Here is a 17,329-nt window from a genome sequence, read left to right on the forward strand (position 1 = left end):
TACTTAGCGCCAATTAAAAGCAATAGACACGATCTAATGAAATATAAAAGAGTACTACTTAAATTATCTGGTGAAGCCTTAATGGGAGATCGCCAATACGGAATTGACCCAGAGCGTTTATCAGAATATGCCAAGGACATTAAAGAAATCACAGCATTAGGTGTGGAAGTTGCAATCGTAATCGGAGGAGGCAATATTTTTAGAGGTGTTGCTGGCGCCATGCATGGTATGGACCGCGTACAAGGGGACCATATGGGAATGTTGGCAACCGTAATTAATGGTTTAGCCTTACAAAATGCCTTGGAAGACGCCGATATTAAAACGCGTTTACAAACTGCGATTAAGATCAATGAGGTTGCTGAACCGTTTATAAGACGTAAAGCCCTAAGCCATCTTAAAAAAGGACGTGTTGTTATTTTTGGTGGAGGAACCGGAAACCCATATTTCACCACAGATTCTGCGGCTGTTTTAAGAGCCATTGAAATTGAAGCCGATGTTATTTTAAAAGGTACCCGTGTGGATGGGATTTATACCGCAGATCCAGAAAAGGATTTAAACGCTGTAAAGTTTGATCATATTACCTTTGATGACGTGTTACGAAAAGGTCTAAAAGTTATGGATACCACAGCTTTTACCTTAAGTCAAGAAAACAAATTGCCTATTATTGTTTTTGATATGAATAAAAAAGGAAACCTTCTTAAAGTGATTTCCGGAGAGAATATAGGGACTACAGTAAATCTATAATTTGGCATAAATTTTAATCAGATATCATTAAGATTTTAAACTATGAACGAAGACATTACATTTATAATTGACAGCACAAAGGAGGCTATGGATGCCGCCTTAAAACACTTAGAAAAACAATTTGTTAACATTAGAGCTGGTAAAGCTAGCCCTGCCATGTTAGGAAGTGTTATGGTAGATTACTACGGGTCTCAAACTCCGTTAAGTCAAGTGGCCAATGTGAATACTCCAGATGGAAGAACCATTACCGTTCAACCTTGGGAAAAGAACATGTTACAAGAAATAGAACGTGGTATTATGATTGCCAATTTAGGGTTTAACCCAATGAACAATGGAGATCTTATTATCATTAACGTACCCCCATTAACAGAGGAGCGTCGTAAAGACCTAGCGAAGCAAGCCAAAGCGGAAGCCGAAGATGCTAAGATTGGAATTAGAAATGCTCGTAAAGATGCCAACCACGAGATTAAAGATTCGGATACTTCTGAAGATTTACAAAAAAATGCGGAAATCGATGTTCAGAAATTAACGGATACTTACGTTAAAAAAATTGACGCCCTTCTAGAGGTCAAAGAAAAAGAGATTATGACCGTATAAGCGTTATAATCTTTTATATCGCATCCCAAACCTTCTAGGTTTGGGATCATTTTTTATATCCTAAATTTAAAGATTCAAAATGCTAAAGCATCTGTTTGTCGTTTTATTACTAACGCTTGCCACTTACAGTCATGCCCAACAGCAGCCTATCCCACAATCAAAAAAAGCAGAAAGAGACTCGATAAAACGTACCGAGTTTATTAAACAAATTGGCAATGGTTATTTGCCTTTTAACTACTTTAATATTGATCTGCGTTACCTTATTAAATTCAATCAATACGAAGGCCTACGAAGTGGATTAGGCGGAATAACCAATGATGCGTTTTCAGAAAAGTACCGCATTGATGGCTATGCCGTTTATGGCTTTAAAGACAAAGCCATAAAATATAAAATTGGCGGCGGCTTTAGAATTGATGAATCCACCGATACTTGGATTAACCTCGCTTATGTTGACGACTTACAAGAAACCGGAAGCTCTAAATTTTTAACCGATAAGCGTTTTTTTACCTTTTTTGAACCGCGCTTATTAAATATTGATTTGTTCCATAGACACATTACCAAGTCTATAGCCATTCATCATAAACTCTCTAACCACCTGCTTACCGAAACCCAGGTGGCCACTTCTAAAATAGACCCCACCTATAATTATAGCTACCTCTTAAACGGAGAAAGCTATAGCAATTTTAACCTCACTACAGCACAGATGAGTTTGCAATGGAGTCCTTTTAGTACCTATAAATTTATTAATGATAACCTTCGAGAAACCAAAGACGGCTACCCTAAATTTACGCTTCAAGTTACGCAGGCCTTTAAATCTATTTTAGGAAGTGATTTTAATTTTTCTAAACTCGATTTTAGAACCATACAGCAATTCACCCATAAAAACAATGCGAAAACAAGCATTACCTTAGTGGCCGGTATCGCCGGTGGCAATGCGCCATTAACTCACTTGTACCACGCCTACCCTAATAATATTACTAAAGAAACCATTATGCAACGGTTTTCTGTAGCGGGATTAAATAGTTTTGAAACCATGTATTTTAATGAGTTTTTTAGCGACAAGTTTTCAACCTTACAACTCAAACATGCCTTTAGTCCCTTTAAGATTTCTAGCCGTTTTAAACCACAGTTAGTACTTATTTCTCGTTATGCTGTTGGTGATATGAACAGTATTGATCGACACCAAGGGATTGCCTTTAAAACCTTAGACAAGCTTTACTCGGAATCGGGCTTTGAAATTAACAAGCTTCTCTTTGGCTTCGGACTTAGTTTTGCCTACCGTTATGGGGGCTACCACTTACCAAATTTAGAAGATAACATTGCCTTTAAGTTTACCTTTAACATTTCCTTGTAAGCGAAATTATATTCCTGTTAATTAAGTTACAATTCCTTAGGTTTTTTCTACCTTTGCCGCTCATTTCTCTCAAGGGAAGTGATTTATGAATGGGAACCAATTCATTAAAAAAAATCGTTATTTCAACCCGTATCTTAAGAGCTGGCTCTGAGAAATATATTAATGCATGTTTAAAATTTTAACCACAGGATTTTGGGAAGCTATTGCAAGACTTATTCTTCGTAATAAAATCATCATACTCATTGCCATTGTTTTGGCCACGGTCTTTTTCAGTTCGCAATGGAAATACATGCAGTTTTCATCTACAGAGGCCAATTTATTGCCCGATGATCACGAAACCAACCTTGTTTATAATGACTTTTTAGAAATTTTTGGAGAGGAAGGAAATCTTGTGGTCCTTGGAGTTAAAGACTCTACCATCTTCACGGTAAAACAATTGAATGCTTGGAATAACCTAGCGGATTCGTTTAAAGGCTATGATGAAGTCGATGCGGTTTTATCCATTAAAGACCTTCAAAAATTAGTTAAAAACACGGAGAAAGAACGCTTCGATTTAAAACCGTTTATTAAAGACTCTATTGCCAATAAGCAACAAATTTTAGCCTTAGAAAAGGAGCTTTTTGAACAGTACCCTTTTTACGATAATTTCTTATTTAATGCCGAGACTAAAACCATAAGAACGGCCATCTATCTTAAAAAGGATATTATTAATACTCCGGCAAGGAAAGTATTTATCCTTAATGTCCTTCAAGAAAAAATTGATGCTTTCGAAGCCCAATCGGGTCTCGATGTTAGAGTGTCTGGAATGCCGTACATCCGTACATTAAATTCTAAAAGTATTATTGACGAAATTCCAATTTTTATTGGCGGGGCGCTTTTTGTCACCTCTCTAATTTTCTTTTTATTCTTTAGGTCTTTTAGAGCCACATTTATTTCATTAATTGTGGTCTGTGTTGGGGTGATGTGGACTTTTGGTATTCTAGGTATGTTAGGTTATGAGATTACCGTACTTACCGCTTTAATTCCGCCGTTAATTATTGTTATTGGAATTCCAAATTGTGTTTTCTTAATTAATAAATACCAACAAGAGGTTAAATCGCATGGTAACAAAGTAAAATCCTTACAGCGTGTTATTACTAAAGTAGGGAATGCGACCTTAATGACCAACGTGACCACGGCTTCTGGTTTTGGTACATTTATATTAACGGAAAGTACTTTATTAAAAGAATTTGGTATCGTTGCCTCCTTAAGTATTTTGGCAATTTTCATGTTGTGTTTGTTAATCATTCCTATCATGTACACGTTCTTACCTTTTCCTAAAGAACGTCATTTAGAGCACTTAAACAAACGTTGGATTGGCGCTTTTGTACATTGGATGGAGTCTATGGTGAAGAACAAAAAAATTAGCATCTACATCACCACCCTTATTTTAATTATCACAGGAATTATAGGAGTCTACCAAATTAAAATTTCAGGAAGTCTTATTGAAGACATGCCGCAAGACACCGAGTTTTTTAGCGATATCCGATTTTTCGAATCTGAGTTTAATGGGATTATGCCCTTAGAGATCATGATTGATACCAAACGTAAAAAAGGGGTGATGAAATTATCTACCTTAAAGCGTATGGATGAATTGGAAGATCTCATTATTGAAATTCCAGAATTATCACGTCCTATTTCTGTTGTGAGTTTGGTAAAATACAGTAAGCAGGCTTACTATAATGGAAATCCTAAATATTACCAATTACCGACTAGTCAAGAAAACAGCTTTATTCTGTCTTACGCTAAAAACTCTACTTCCAACACGGATATGTTAAGTGATTTTGTAGATAGTACAGGGCAATATGCACGCATCACGACATTTATGAAAGATATTGGTACGGATAAGATGGAGCGTATTCAAGAAGATCTTCAAAATAAAATTGATAAATTATTTCCAAAGGAACGTTACGAAGTGACCATCACCGGAAAGGCTTTAGTCTTTTTAAAAGGGACAAAATACTTGGTTAAAAACTTATTGATTTCATTGACCTTGGCCATTGTTCTTATTGCCTTATTTATGGCTTACCTTTTCCGTTCGTTTAAGATGATAGTGGTCTCGCTAATTCCTAATCTACTCCCTTTATTAATTACGGCCGGTATTATGGGCTTTATTGGCGTACCGATTAAGCCATCGACTATTTTAGTCTTTAGTATTGCCTTTGGGATTTCTGTAGATGATACCATTCACTTTTTAGCCAAATACAGACAAGAATTACAAGCCAATAACTGGAAAATTAGAAAATCGGTTTACGGGGCTCTGAGAGAAACTGGGGTGAGTATGATTTATACCTCTATCGTTTTATTCTTCGGGTTTTCAGTATTTACCATCTCTAGTTTTGGTGGAACCGTAGCTTTAGGAGCCTTAGTTTCTATAACATTGTTATTTGCTATGCTCTCTAACTTACTATTATTACCATCGTTATTACTATCTTTAGAACGAAATATTGCAAATAAGGAAGTCTTGAAAAAACCGTCGATAAATATCATTCCTCCAGAGGGTGACGACGAAGCTCCTCGCGATAACAAAAAGCACGATTAAATTAAATTTTAGCATTCAAAATAATAAAAAAATGACTTCAAAAACTGTAGCTGAACTACTATCTCAAGAGGTAACTTTACAAGAAGTGACCATTAAAGGTTGGGTGAGAACTTTTAGAGCCAAGCGATTTATCGCTTTAAATGATGGGTCTACCATAAACAATATCCAATGTGTCGTTGATTTTGAAAATTTTGACGAGGCTACTTTAAAACGTATCACCACAGGCGCTGCCATCCATGTTACAGGAGATTTGGTAGAAAGCCAAGGGAAAGGACAATCCGTAGAGATTGTTGTAAAAACATTAGAGATTTTAGGCGATTCTGATCCTGAAACCTACCCGATTCAACCTAAAAAACACTCTTTTGAGTTTTTAAGAGAGAACGCACACTTACGTACAAGAACAAACACTTTTAGTGCTGTAATGCGTTTACGTTCGTCATTGTCTTTTGCTGTTCACAAATATTTTAATGAGAATGGTTTTAACTATATGCATACACCAATTATTACCGGAAGTGATGCTGAAGGTGCAGGTGAAATGTTTAAAGTGACCAACTTAGATGCAAAAAATCCACCATTAAATGAGGATGGTTCTGTAAATTATAAGGAAGATTTCTTTGGAAAGGAAACCAATTTAACCGTATCTGGACAATTAGAAGCTGAGACGTATGCCATGTCTTTAGGAAAAGTCTACACATTTGGTCCGACCTTTAGAGCAGAAAACTCGAACACCTCACGTCACTTAGCTGAATTCTGGATGATAGAACCAGAAGTAGCTTTTATGGATTTGGCCGGTAACATGGACTTAGCAGAAGATTTTATGAAATCGGTGTTAAGCTATGTTTTAGAGCACAATAAGGAAGATTTAGAGTTCTTAGATAAGCGTTTAGCAGATGAAGATAAAACCAAGCCACAAGCCGAACGTAGTGCTATGGGCTTAGTTGAGAAAATTAAATTTGTTGTCGATAACAACTTTAAACGTGTAAGCTATACAGAAGCGATTGATATTCTTAAAAGCTCGAAACCTAATAAAAAGAAAAAATTCAACTATATCATTGAAGAATGGGGTGCTGATTTACAATCTGAGCACGAACGTTTCTTAGTTGAAAAGCACTTTAAATGTCCGGTAATTTTATTTGATTACCCTGCAAATATTAAAGCGTTTTACATGCGTTTGAACGAAGATGGTAAAACGGTAAGAGCCATGGATATTTTATTCCCTGGAATTGGTGAAATGGTCGGCGGATCGCAACGTGAAGAACGTTTAGACGTTTTAAAAGAAAAAATGAAAGCCTTAGATATTGACGAGGAAGAATTATGGTGGTATTTAGACCTCCGTAAATACGGTTCTGCAGTCCACTCTGGCTTTGGTTTAGGATTTGAGCGTTTGGTGATGTTTGCTACAGGAATGAGTAATATTAGAGATGTTATTCCTTTCCCTAGAACGCCACAAAATGCGGAATTTTAATGGATATATCATATAACCTGATGGGATTTTAGAATCCTATCAGGTTTTTTTCATTACTTTTATAAGCAACAGAAATTTTATGTCTCTTAAGCAGTTTTTACAATTTAAGCTCTCACAAAAGCTCTCGCCACAGCAGATTCAACTTATGAAGTTGATACAACTGCCTACGCAAGCTTTTGAGCAACGTTTAAAACAAGAATTAGAAGAAAACCCAGCCTTAGATACGGGGAAAGAATCGGAAGCTTTAGAAGATAATTTTGATGAGTTTGATAACTCTGATACCGAATACGAAGAGGACAGCGACAATATTGATGCGGAAGATATCAATATTGACGAATATCTCAGTGATGATGAAGTCCCAGAATACCGTACACAAGCTAATAATTACAGTGCGGATGATGAGGAAAAAACCATGCCTTATGCTGCAGGAACCTCATTTACCCAGCATCTTATTAACCAACTCAACACCTTTCGTTTAACCGAAAACCAAGAGGAAATTGCTTATTTCTTAGTGGGTAGTGTAGATGAGAGTGGTTACATCCGTAGGTCTTTAGCCGACATCACAGACGATTTAGCTTTTACCCAAAACATCTATACTACAGAAGAAGAGGTAGAACAGGTGTTAAAAGTGGTACATCAGTTAGATCCGGCCGGGGTGGGCGCAAGAAATTTGCAAGAATGCCTAAGCATACAACTGCACAGAAAAGAGCAAAGTCCAGATGTGGCCTTAGCCACCACTATCATTGATAAAGGTTTTGAACAGTTCACTAAGAAGCATTATAAAAAATTAATGCAGAAGTTCAATATCACTGAAGAAGAACTCAAGGAAGCTATTGAAGAAATAGAGCGTTTAAACCCAAAACCAGGAGGCTCTTACGCTGGGAACAACAAGATGGTAGAACATATTGTACCCGATTTTGCCATTAAAATTGTAGATGGCGAATTAGAGTTGACCCTTAATGGTAGAAACGCACCAGAATTACACGTTTCTAGAGAATATAATAACATGCTTAAAGGGTATAAGGCTACCAAAGAAAAGTCTAAAGCCCAAAAGGATGCCGTAATGTTTATTAAGCAAAAACTAGATGCCGCTAAATGGTTTATTGAAGCAGTAAGGCAACGCCAGCAGACTTTGTTTGTAACCATGAGCTCCATTATGCATTACCAAAAGGAATATTTCTTAACCGGTGATGAGCGCAATTTGCGACCGATGATCTTAAAGGATATTGCCGACGAAATTGATATGGACGTTTCCACCATATCGCGTGTGGCTAATAGCAAATATGTAGACACCCCATATGGTACAAAATTGATTAAAGAATTCTTTTCAGAATCGATGACCAATGACCAAGGTGAAGAAGTTTCTACACGAGAAATTAAGAAAATACTAGAAACGGTTATCGAGGAAGAAAGCAAAAAGAAGCCTTTAACTGATGAAGCGCTTTCTAAGATTTTAAAAGAAAAAGGATACCCTATTGCAAGACGAACGGTTGCCAAATATAGAGAACAACTTGACATTCCTGTAGCAAGACTGAGAAAAGAACTCTAAGAACACTCCGATGAAAAATTTTATTTTAAAGGGAGTATCGTTTGTATTTCATCCGTTAATCATGCCACTGTTGGGGGTGTTATTTTACTTTTCTAAAACGCCGAGATATATTCCAACGGCGGTTATGAAAGCTAAAATATTCTCTATTGTTATTTTAACGATCATCCTCCCTATCCTCTTATTTTTCTTACTTAAAACAATTAACAAGGTTCAGAGTATCTATTTAAAAAGTACCCAAGAGCGTTTAATACCACTTTTCATCAATTGTATTATTCTAGCTTTAATTTTAATTAGAGTCCTTACCCCTAATGAGATTATAGAGCTGTATTATTTCTTTTTAGGGATTCTATTTTCAACCTTAATCTGCTTTATTTTAGCCGTGTTTAAATTTAAAGCGAGTATCCATATGATTGCGGCATCGGGCTTCTTTATGTTTGCCGTTGGCCTTAGTTTACATTATCATATTAACATTAACGGCACTATAGCGCTCATGATGATTATTATGGGGGCTATAGCAACCTCTAGACTGCATTTAAAAGCACACACCAACAAAGAACTCCTAATTGGTGTTTTAACGGGCTTAGGGCCGCAATTTTTACTCTTAAATTATTGGTTATAGAATATAGAACATCAACCCTAATTTGATGGCTTTTGTATCTAACGCGTTACCATTAAAGGTCGATTCCTTATCAAAAATGGTATTTAAACCGTAATACATATGAAAATTCCAAGTGCCATAGCCAGCGCTTAAGGTTAAGCCATATTGTAGGGGTTCAAAACGATCGCTATTACTAATTTTAACGTCCCCTAAATCACTTTTAAACTTAGCGATACTCTGCACGAGGTAACCGACTTTAAAACCGGTATAAATACGCCAAAAATTGTAATCTGTAGCGGTAGAGGTCCGCCATCGGATCTCAAAAGGAACTTCAATAAGATAGGTTTCAAATTTATTTTTAGACACATTATAGTCATCTTCATCAATAGCTGTAAAAACAACCTCGTTATCGACCTCTTGAATTAAAATATTTTTCTGATTATAACTATTTCCAGAAATTCCTAAACCAATACCTATAGCCACGTTACGGCGTTTATTAATGGGCATATCTCTAATAAAGCCAAAATGGAATCCCGCAGAAAACCCGTTTTGAGAAATCCCTGAAGGTTTATCATTAAGTAAATCATAGGTTACAGACGCATAAAACTGATCTTCTCTATAATCCTTATAGCGTTCTGCTAAATCGGTATTATCATTCTGAGAAAACCCCATTACACCAATAAACCCAAGTAAAAGTAAGACATGCCTTTTCATGTTGATAAAGCTACAAAATCTTTAAAAGTAAATAAACAAAAAAACGTCCTGATTGCTCAGGACGTTTTCTATATAAAATTAAGAAATTTTACATTTATTGTGGCGCTTTTGTATTTGCAATGTACATTACTTTTAATGCATTTGCTTTACGTAGCTCTTGTTTAATATCGGATACCAAACCTGCATTTGTCTCTTTGTCTACTTTAAGACCGATAACAACTTTACTTTGCAGTTCTTCATTCATTTCGCTGATCCCTTGGTACACTGAAGACTGAACATCTTCAACGGTAATAAAAGCATCATTAAACTGAATTCTTGGCTCTTCACCAAATTGCTTATACTGACTACTTGGTTTCCCTGCATAAATAAAGATTGTTCTATCTTTTTTAAGCTTTTCAACCTGATCTGCACTAGGCAATCTGTTTTCAATCATTAGCGAACTGTCTCTCATAACAGTAGCAACCATAAAAAAGAAAAGCAACATAAATACAATATCTGGAAGTGATGCCGTTGAAATCGCTGGCAATTCACCTTTCTCCTTTTTTCTAAATTTAGACATACTTATTTGTTTTTAACTTTTATCTGGTTCTGCTTCAGACAATTTCATTGGGAAAAGTTTCTTAATGGTCTCAATACGTCCATTAAGGACTTCATCCTTACTAAATTGATTCTTCTCTTTCTCTTCTAACATTGCAGCGTAAACATTGTCTGCATTTGGATAATACTTCTTGTATAATCTTTCGGCCTCACGTTCTCTTAAGAAGTTGTAGGCTGCGACCAATTCATTCTGTACATCCATGTACTTCTCGTAAGAAGTCTCTCTGTCATGCTTCATTGAGATAATTGCTTTATCCGGGTGATCAGAAGACTCTTCTAATCGTTTCCCTTTACAATAATCACAAGATTCACCTGCTGGGTTAGTACCACCACCATTATCTAAAAAGTCAATTGCTGCTTGTCTTAATTCACTAATAGGCATTTCCTCTTCTTCTACTAAGAGTTGGTTATTCCTGTTAATGTTTACAGTAAATAGATTTTTTTGTCTAATGATAGGAGGCTCTACTTGAGTATCGTCAATAGGTGGCAAACTTCTTAATAATCCTTTATCCTTTTCAATAGTAGTTGTTACTAAGAAAAATATAAGTAATAAGAAGGCAATGTCAGCCATTGATCCTGCATTTACTTCGGGTGCTGCTCTTTTTGCCATACTATTAATTATTTACTTATTACTTTTTTAACACCTGAGAAAGTCATTGTAACAGCCGCAATTGCTAATAGAATATAAAATGCTATTAAACCTGCGCCTACCATATGAGACTCTCCTTCTGTAGCCATTACGTCTCCGTTTTTATAACCCATTGGGTCACCACCAGAAACGACATAAGAAATAATTAATACTACTGCAAAAGCACCAATACCAATTAAAGTACTCTTTAGAGAACCTGTGTTTGTAAATAGATTTTTTAAAACAAAAACTACTACAAATAGCACAGCTAATCCTAATATAACGTAAGCAGTGTAAGCCATAGGCTCAAACAACCCTGCTTTTTCGCCTGTCTCCATAGCTTCATCACCAGCAGCCAAAACTCTTACTAGAGAAATGATACCGAACAAGCTAAGAACAGCGACTAATATTTTTAATATTTTGTGCATAATTAATTTTTATTTTTTGTGTCTTACTAATAAATCCATCAATGTGATAGATGCATCTTCCATATCATTTACAATACTATCAATCTTAGCGATGATGTAATTATAAAAGATTTGAAGAATAATCGCTACGATAAGACCAAATACAGTTGTTAAAAGTGCTACTTTAATACCACCTGCTACTAAAGAAGGTTGCATATCACCTGCAGCTTCAATTTTATCGAAGGCTTGAATCATACCAATTACCGTACCCATGAAACCAAGCATTGGTGCCAAAGCGATAAATAAAGAGATCCAAGACACATTCTTTTCTAATTGACCCATTTGTACACCACCGTAAGCAACGACAGCTTTTTCAGCAGCATCGATACCTTCATCGGTTCTGTCTAAACCTTGATAGAAAATAGAAGCAACAGGTCCTTTTGTATTTCTACAAACTTCCTTAGCAGCCTCAACACCACCTGAATTAAGGGCATCTTCTACATTTTGGGTTAATTTCTTTGTGTTTGTTGTGGAAAGGTTTAAGAAGATAATTCTCTCAATAGCAATCGCTAATCCAAGAATTAAACATAGTAGTACAATACCCATAAAGCCTGGACCACCTTCAATAAAACGCTTTTTTAATTCTTGATGGAAACTTACATCCTCAGAAGCAGGCTCTTCTTGAGCTAAAGTTGTTACAGTTGCTGTTGTAGTTGCCAATGTTGTTGCATTCGCATTAACAGTTCCGATCGCCATTAAACATGTTATGGCAAGGATAGAAAATAATCTTTTCATTGTCTAAATCTTAATTTTATTAGTTAAAGTGTTAAAGATAAAAAAAAATATGCAATTACAACCTAAATATCAGCAGAGAGGAAGGGATTCGAACCCTCGATACCCTTTTGGAGTATACACACTTTCCAGGCGTGCGCCTTCGACCACTCGGCCACCTCTCTCTAAATTTATTTCAAAATTACATTGTGCCAAATAACGAAAAAATCTTCAAACACTAAAATTTATACTGTTATTTTTAGGACATTTCTCCGCGTAATGACGTTTCAAAAATAGTTTTAAATTCTTTATGATTTACATTTTCTCCTAAAAGATACATCAATTTTGTAACGGCTGCTTCCGTAGTGATGTCTCTTCCAGATATTACGCCCAATAATTTAAGATCGGAGCTGGTTTCATACTGTCCCATATTAACACTTCCACCAGCACATTGGGTCACATTCACAATGTGTAGTCCGTTTCTTATCGCATTTGCGATTAGCGTTAAAAACCAAGGTTCGGTCGTGGCATTTCCGGAGCCATAAGTTTCAAGAACAAGCCCTTTAATGAGCTTACTTGTAAGAATAGCCTCGCAAATAGGTTGTGAGATTCCGGGAAAGAGTTTTAAGACGCCAATTCTGGTGTCCATTGCCGTTCTTAAAATCAGTTTACTATTAGGTTTCGGTCGCCATAAGGAGTCCGTATTCACCTTTAAATGCACACCCGATTCTGCTAAATTAGGGTAGTTAAACGATTCAAAAGCTTCAAAATGTTCGGCATTTAATTTTATGGTGCGGTTACCACGGTATAATTTGTATTCAAAATACAATCCGACTTCCCGAATTACAGGTTTCCCTTCTATTTGAAGGGACGCCATTTGAATAGAGGTAATCAGATTTTCTTTGGCATCGGTTCTTAAGTCGCCAATAGGCAATTGGGACCCGGTTAAAATTACAGGCTTAGCAAGATTTTCTAACATAAAACTTAAGGCTGATGCCGTGTAGCTCATGGTATCGCTGCCGTGCAAGACTACAAATCCGTCAAAATCTGAATAATGCGTTCCTATTATTGTGGCAATATCGGCCCAATATTTCGGATGCATATTAGAGGAATCTATAGGCTCTTCAAAAGAAATGGTTTCTATACTACAATCTAAGAGTCTTAGTTCCGGAATTTTCACCAGCAAACTATTAAAATCGAACGCTTTTAAAAACCCGGTATCAACATCTTTGATCATACCAATGGTTCCCCCAGTATATATTAATAAAATGTGCGGTTGTTTTCCCATTTTAGATTCCGAATACGGCTTTTGAATTTTCTGTAGTTACTTTAGCGATCTCTTCTACAGAGACGTCATAAAGTTCTGATAATTTCTCTGCCACTTTATAGATGTAAGCACTCTCATTTCGTTTTCCACGGTAGGGTTTTGGTGCTAAATACGGCGCATCTGTCTCTAAAACAATATGCTGAAGGTCAATTTGATTTATAAACTGATCGATCTTCCCATTCTTAAAAGTCACCACACCACCAATACCAAGTTTCATTTGATACGATATAGCTTGCTCTGCTTGCTCCAAGGTCCCAGTAAAACAATGGAAAATTCCGAATAAATCATCAGACTTCTCCTCCTCTAATACCTGAAAAACTTCATCGAAAGCCGCTCTACAGTGAATTACAATCGGTAACTTGTACTGTTTTGCCCATTGTATTTGTTGTCTAAAGGCTTCAATCTGAATTTCTAAAGTAGTCTGATCCCAATACAAATCAATTCCTATTTCTCCGATGGCCACAAACGAACGTGTTGCCAATTGGGTTTCTACATGACGGAGCTCTTCTTTATAATTCTCCTTAACAGAAGTGGGGTGTAAACCGGCCATTAAAAAGACATAATCAGGAAAATCAGCTTCGAGTTGCAACATAGACGCGGTATGTGAAGCATCGATGGCAGGAATAAAAAATCGAGACACACCAGCCTCTAAAGCTCTTTGCATCATCGCCGCACGATCTTCATCAAAAGCATCGCTATATAAGTGGGTATGGGTATCGGTAATTATCATGCTGCAAAAATAAAAAAGTCAACGTGGATAGGCCTACTTTCATAAGAGTATTTGCTCCGTTACCTTTAGGTCCGTCAAACCCACATACACCTCCTCACCTACACGGCATTGCAACTTGTTTTATTCTAAACGCTTGAGCAATTGCTGCGCCTTCATATAGGTATTTGCGTCTTGAGGTATACTTTTTAAAACTTCAATACAAGCCGCAATATTATCTTGCTTTAAATGGCTTAAGGCTAAAATCCACTTTGCCTTAGCCCTATAGGCCGAACTACCCTCTATAATTTTTAACAGTAAATCATTAGCCTCTTTAAACTGGTTGGTTTCTACCAAAGCTATACTTTTATACATTTGAATCTCTAAATTGGCAAAATCGGCCTCTAGAATTTCATTAAACGCCTCCAAAGCTCCGGCATAGTCTTGCGTATAAAAACGTTCTTCCGCTAATTTGGTGGTGATATCATCCGGACTTCGCTGCATTAAACTAATGCTTTTAAAATCGTTATAATCTTCATAACTAGGATTTGCAAAAATAGAGAACAGCAACACGGCACCTATTAAAAAAACAACCGCCACAATAGCAATTGTCCAAGTTTGAGATTTTTTTGATGGTTTGGATTGAAGTGCTTCAGCCTCTAAAGCATTAAAATATTGATTTGAAATAACATCGAGGTTGGCCTTAAAGTCTCCAATTTCTTGTTCGTGTTTTAGACCATCTTCTAAATAAACTTGAAGGCTACCATAAGTTTGAAAGGCCATTTTAAGATAACCATCGCCATTTAACTCGGCTTCAAACTTCAAACGGACATCTGAAGATATCGTTTTGGCTTGGTACTTTTGAAACCTATCGAAATCTTCCGTATTTAACTTTACATGGTTACTCGCGTCTGACTGCTGCAAAACCAAAGTGGTCCATTCTGCTAAACAAGTGGTTTTGTTATTCTCTTTCGCTGAGGGATTCTTCAATAGAGAAAGGTCTTCTTCAAAAGTTAGCAACACGTCTTTACACGCGTTAGACAATTGCTGAAAACCGGCTTCAAACCTACGGTTTTCATTTTCGTGAGCGATGGTTTTAGAAACCCACATTTCTACAGTGGCTTCCGAAGGAGCTAATGCATTAAGATCAACTCGCCGGTTTGTATCGCGGCGCTGTAATTCTAACCCCCAACGGTGTTGACAAAGAGATAAAAAGTAGGTGCCAAACGCACAAGGAAGCGCAACATTATGCTGCCTAAAATAATGGTAGATAACAATGATCGTTTCTTGAATGATATCTTGAGCATCATAAACATCACCGTGCTGTTGCTTAATAAAATCAATAACGCTTGGTGCCCACTGCTTATATATCGCTTGAACAATAGCGGTATCGTTAGCAACTAATCCTTCACAATAATTTTGATCCTTGTGGTTTTGCATTTCGGAATGTATTTATAAACGAATTTAAAACATTTTCATGTAACACAAGCCCATAAACCCTAGGCTTAATGCTAAATTTTAAAAAGAATAAACCAAGTATGATTCTTATAAAATGAAACCTTTACCGATTCAACAAAATGGCAGATGTAAAAAGCTCTATTTTACACATTTCGTCATTATTCATCCTAACGGCTTGATAATTGCATTATAACTATTCGATAAAAACGATATAAACCACATGGAAACGCTAAAAGATTTTCTCTTAACCAAAGGGTATTCTAAAATAAAATTGAAATACACCAAAACCAATCACTTTGAAATTAAAGCCACTGTCAATGGTGTAAAAGGCCGCTTTATCTTAGATACTGGAGCTTCTAATAGTTGTGTAGGTTTTGAAGCCATAGAACGTTTTAACCTTAAAGTGAAGGATTCTGAAATTAAAGCCGTGGGAGCAGGTGCTTCTGACATGATGACACAGATTTCTACCTCTAATGCCATTAAAGTGGGGAAGTGGAAAAAGAAACGCGTCTCCCTAATCCTCTTTAATCTGTCTCATGTGAATAACGGTCTTATTAGCCATGATGCCGATCCGGTAGACGGGATATTAGGTGCTGATATTTTAAAGAAAGGGAAAGCCGTGATTGATTATGAGAAAAAGTACTTGTATTTAAAATTGTAATGGAAATAACAGCGTTGCCCTCCTTGGCAAAACAACCTATCAATTATTATAACCTCAACTAAACCCATTTTTTAAAGGAAACAATTGTAAGAAATTCCATATACCATAGATTATTTTTATCTTTAGAATCTATTTCTTGAATTAATAGCAATATGAATCCTACCATTATAATTGCCGATGATCATCCATTGGTCTTAAAAGGCCTACATGATTTTTTAATTGAAAAAGAATTTAATGTTATCGCCAGTGCAAAAAATGGCAAGGAAGCCTTAGCCTTGGTTAAAGCCCATAAACCAGACATTGCTATTTTAGATATAAAAATGCCTTTTTACACGGGTTTAGAGATTGCTGAACAATGTAAATCTGAAGAAATCCCCACCAAAATTGTTTTAATAACATTTGAAAAGGACGAACAAACTTACAATGATGCTAAAGCTTTAGGGATTTACGGATATGTCTTAAAAGAGTTTGCCTTAGTTGAAATTGAAAATTGCATCCTCTCTATCCTAGATAACAAACCGTATTTTAGTCCGGAGTTGCTCAACTTCCTAGAACTTCAGGAGCTTCCTAAATATTTTGACACGCTTACCAATCATGAAAAGGGTATTGTAAAACTTATTTCGGAAAATAAAACTGGGGTTGAGATTGCAGATCACCTAAACATATCTCCTAGAACTGTAGAAAAACACAAGAGCAATATTATTAAGAAACTTAATTTAGAACCTAAACAGAACAGTTTGTTGATTTGGGCCAAAGAACACTCTAAATTTTTAACATCTTAACACGACCTCTACCTTAGAAAATACGTAAAGTTACGTATAGTATGCCATTTTATTTTTTATGACCTTTACTCTATGTTACAAATGTAGGGGTTGTAGCATGAATTTTGTTATTAGTTAATTCTAAAACAATTGGATTAATTAATTCTTAGGGATTATTATGGGCCTTGAACATTCGTTCGAGGCCTTTTTTTGATTTAACCTTTAAAAATTTACGTAAAGTTACGTATTGCGCTGTAAACTAATTATTTGCAATTTTACATCAGCTATTAATTCTAACTTAGGTTAAATCCTAAAAAAGCTCTGGATAGCATTATTTATTCAGAGCTTTTTAAAACGTATTAAGACTATGGAAACAATGAAAAATCATTCAACAACAAAAAGGGACAGAGT

General features: G+C 36.1%; 17 protein-coding genes and 1 tRNA gene. 9 read left to right on the top strand and 9 right to left on the bottom strand.

Annotated elements, in window-relative coordinates:
* The first annotated feature begins 36 nt into the window (after nucleotides 1–36).
* The 7 genes from pyrH (at nucleotide 37) to ACFQ13_RS12425 (ending at nucleotide 8,909) form a co-directional block, all read left to right on the top strand.
* Complete coding sequence (pyrH, locus tag ACFQ13_RS12395; RefSeq protein WP_386117767.1) at nucleotides 37–744, top strand: UMP kinase; 708 nt, start codon at nucleotides 37–39, stop codon at nucleotides 742–744.
* Between the two features lie 42 nt (nucleotides 745–786).
* Nucleotides 787–1,341 (top strand): ribosome recycling factor, encoded by a 555-nt coding sequence (gene frr / locus ACFQ13_RS12400; RefSeq protein WP_114307817.1) that lies wholly within the window; start codon nucleotides 787–789, stop codon nucleotides 1,339–1,341.
* Nucleotides 1,342–1,420: 79 nt separating this feature from the next.
* Nucleotides 1,421–2,695 carry a DUF5686 family protein gene (locus ACFQ13_RS12405; protein WP_386117769.1) on the top strand — a complete coding sequence of 425 codons (1,275 nt, stop codon included), beginning with the start codon at nucleotides 1,421–1,423 and terminating at the stop codon, nucleotides 2,693–2,695.
* Nucleotides 2,696–2,861: 166 nt separating this feature from the next.
* Entirely contained in the window at nucleotides 2,862–5,276 is a 2,415-nt protein-coding gene (locus ACFQ13_RS12410; RefSeq protein WP_386117771.1) for an efflux RND transporter permease subunit, read from the top strand.
* Nucleotides 5,277–5,307: 31 nt separating this feature from the next.
* Nucleotides 5,308–6,741: an asparagine--tRNA ligase gene (gene asnS / locus ACFQ13_RS12415; protein ID WP_386117773.1), complete on the top strand. Its 1,434-nt coding sequence runs from the start codon at nucleotides 5,308–5,310 to the stop codon at nucleotides 6,739–6,741.
* A 79-nt stretch (nucleotides 6,742–6,820) separates the two neighbouring features.
* Nucleotides 6,821–8,290 carry an RNA polymerase factor sigma-54 gene (rpoN, locus tag ACFQ13_RS12420; RefSeq protein ID WP_386117775.1) on the top strand — a complete coding sequence of 490 codons (1,470 nt, stop codon included), beginning with the start codon at nucleotides 6,821–6,823 and terminating at the stop codon, nucleotides 8,288–8,290.
* Between the two features lie 10 nt (nucleotides 8,291–8,300).
* Nucleotides 8,301–8,909: a hypothetical protein gene (locus ACFQ13_RS12425; RefSeq protein ID WP_386117777.1), complete on the top strand. Its 609-nt coding sequence runs from the start codon at nucleotides 8,301–8,303 to the stop codon at nucleotides 8,907–8,909.
* Here ACFQ13_RS12425 and ACFQ13_RS12430 read toward each other — a convergent pair.
* The 9 genes from ACFQ13_RS12430 to ACFQ13_RS12470 all read right to left on the bottom strand — a co-directional run bounded on the left by ACFQ13_RS12430 (nucleotide 8,904) and on the right by ACFQ13_RS12470 (nucleotide 15,478).
* Nucleotides 8,904–9,602 (bottom strand): porin family protein, encoded by a 699-nt coding sequence (locus ACFQ13_RS12430; RefSeq protein WP_386117779.1) that lies wholly within the window; start codon nucleotides 9,600–9,602, stop codon nucleotides 8,904–8,906. The two genes, ACFQ13_RS12425 and ACFQ13_RS12430, sit on opposite strands and share 6 nt — an antisense overlap.
* Nucleotides 9,603–9,696: 94 nt before the next feature.
* Entirely contained in the window at nucleotides 9,697–10,161 is a 465-nt protein-coding gene (locus ACFQ13_RS12435) for an ExbD/TolR family protein (protein ID WP_114307824.1), read from the bottom strand.
* A 12-nt stretch (nucleotides 10,162–10,173) separates the two neighbouring features.
* Nucleotides 10,174–10,809, bottom strand: coding sequence for an ExbD/TolR family protein (locus ACFQ13_RS12440; RefSeq protein WP_386117781.1), 636 nt, complete (start codon nucleotides 10,807–10,809; stop codon nucleotides 10,174–10,176).
* Between the two features lie 8 nt (nucleotides 10,810–10,817).
* The gene (locus ACFQ13_RS12445) at nucleotides 10,818–11,255 is read right to left on the bottom strand and encodes a hypothetical protein (RefSeq protein ID WP_386117783.1); all 438 of its coding nucleotides are present in this window, start codon (nucleotides 11,253–11,255) and stop codon (nucleotides 10,818–10,820) included.
* A gap of 9 nt (nucleotides 11,256–11,264) precedes the next feature.
* Entirely contained in the window at nucleotides 11,265–12,029 is a 765-nt protein-coding gene (locus ACFQ13_RS12450; protein WP_114307827.1) for a MotA/TolQ/ExbB proton channel family protein, read from the bottom strand.
* Between the two features lie 73 nt (nucleotides 12,030–12,102).
* A tRNA-Ser gene (locus ACFQ13_RS12455) sits at nucleotides 12,103–12,190 on the bottom strand.
* A 74-nt stretch (nucleotides 12,191–12,264) separates the two neighbouring features.
* Nucleotides 12,265–13,293, bottom strand: coding sequence for an asparaginase (locus tag ACFQ13_RS12460; RefSeq protein WP_386117785.1), 1,029 nt, complete (start codon nucleotides 13,291–13,293; stop codon nucleotides 12,265–12,267).
* A gap of 1 nt (nucleotide 13,294) precedes the next feature.
* Nucleotides 13,295–14,062: a TatD family hydrolase gene (locus ACFQ13_RS12465; RefSeq protein WP_386117787.1), complete on the bottom strand. Its 768-nt coding sequence runs from the start codon at nucleotides 14,060–14,062 to the stop codon at nucleotides 13,295–13,297.
* 120 nt (nucleotides 14,063–14,182) lie between these two features.
* Nucleotides 14,183–15,478 (bottom strand): hypothetical protein, encoded by a 1,296-nt coding sequence (locus ACFQ13_RS12470; RefSeq protein ID WP_386117789.1) that lies wholly within the window; start codon nucleotides 15,476–15,478, stop codon nucleotides 14,183–14,185.
* Between the two features lie 238 nt (nucleotides 15,479–15,716).
* Between ACFQ13_RS12470 and ACFQ13_RS12475 the strand changes: the two genes are divergently transcribed.
* Nucleotides 15,717–16,157 carry a retropepsin-like aspartic protease gene (locus ACFQ13_RS12475; RefSeq protein WP_114307831.1) on the top strand — a complete coding sequence of 147 codons (441 nt, stop codon included), beginning with the start codon at nucleotides 15,717–15,719 and terminating at the stop codon, nucleotides 16,155–16,157.
* Between the two features lie 152 nt (nucleotides 16,158–16,309).
* On the top strand, nucleotides 16,310–16,939 hold the full coding sequence (locus tag ACFQ13_RS12480; protein ID WP_386117791.1) for a response regulator: 630 nt from the start codon (nucleotides 16,310–16,312) through the stop codon (nucleotides 16,937–16,939).
* Nucleotides 16,940–17,329 lie beyond the last annotated feature (390 nt).

The organism is Winogradskyella rapida (assembly GCF_042675845.1).
Taxonomy (GTDB): Bacteria; Bacteroidota; Bacteroidia; order Flavobacteriales; family Flavobacteriaceae; genus Winogradskyella; species Winogradskyella rapida.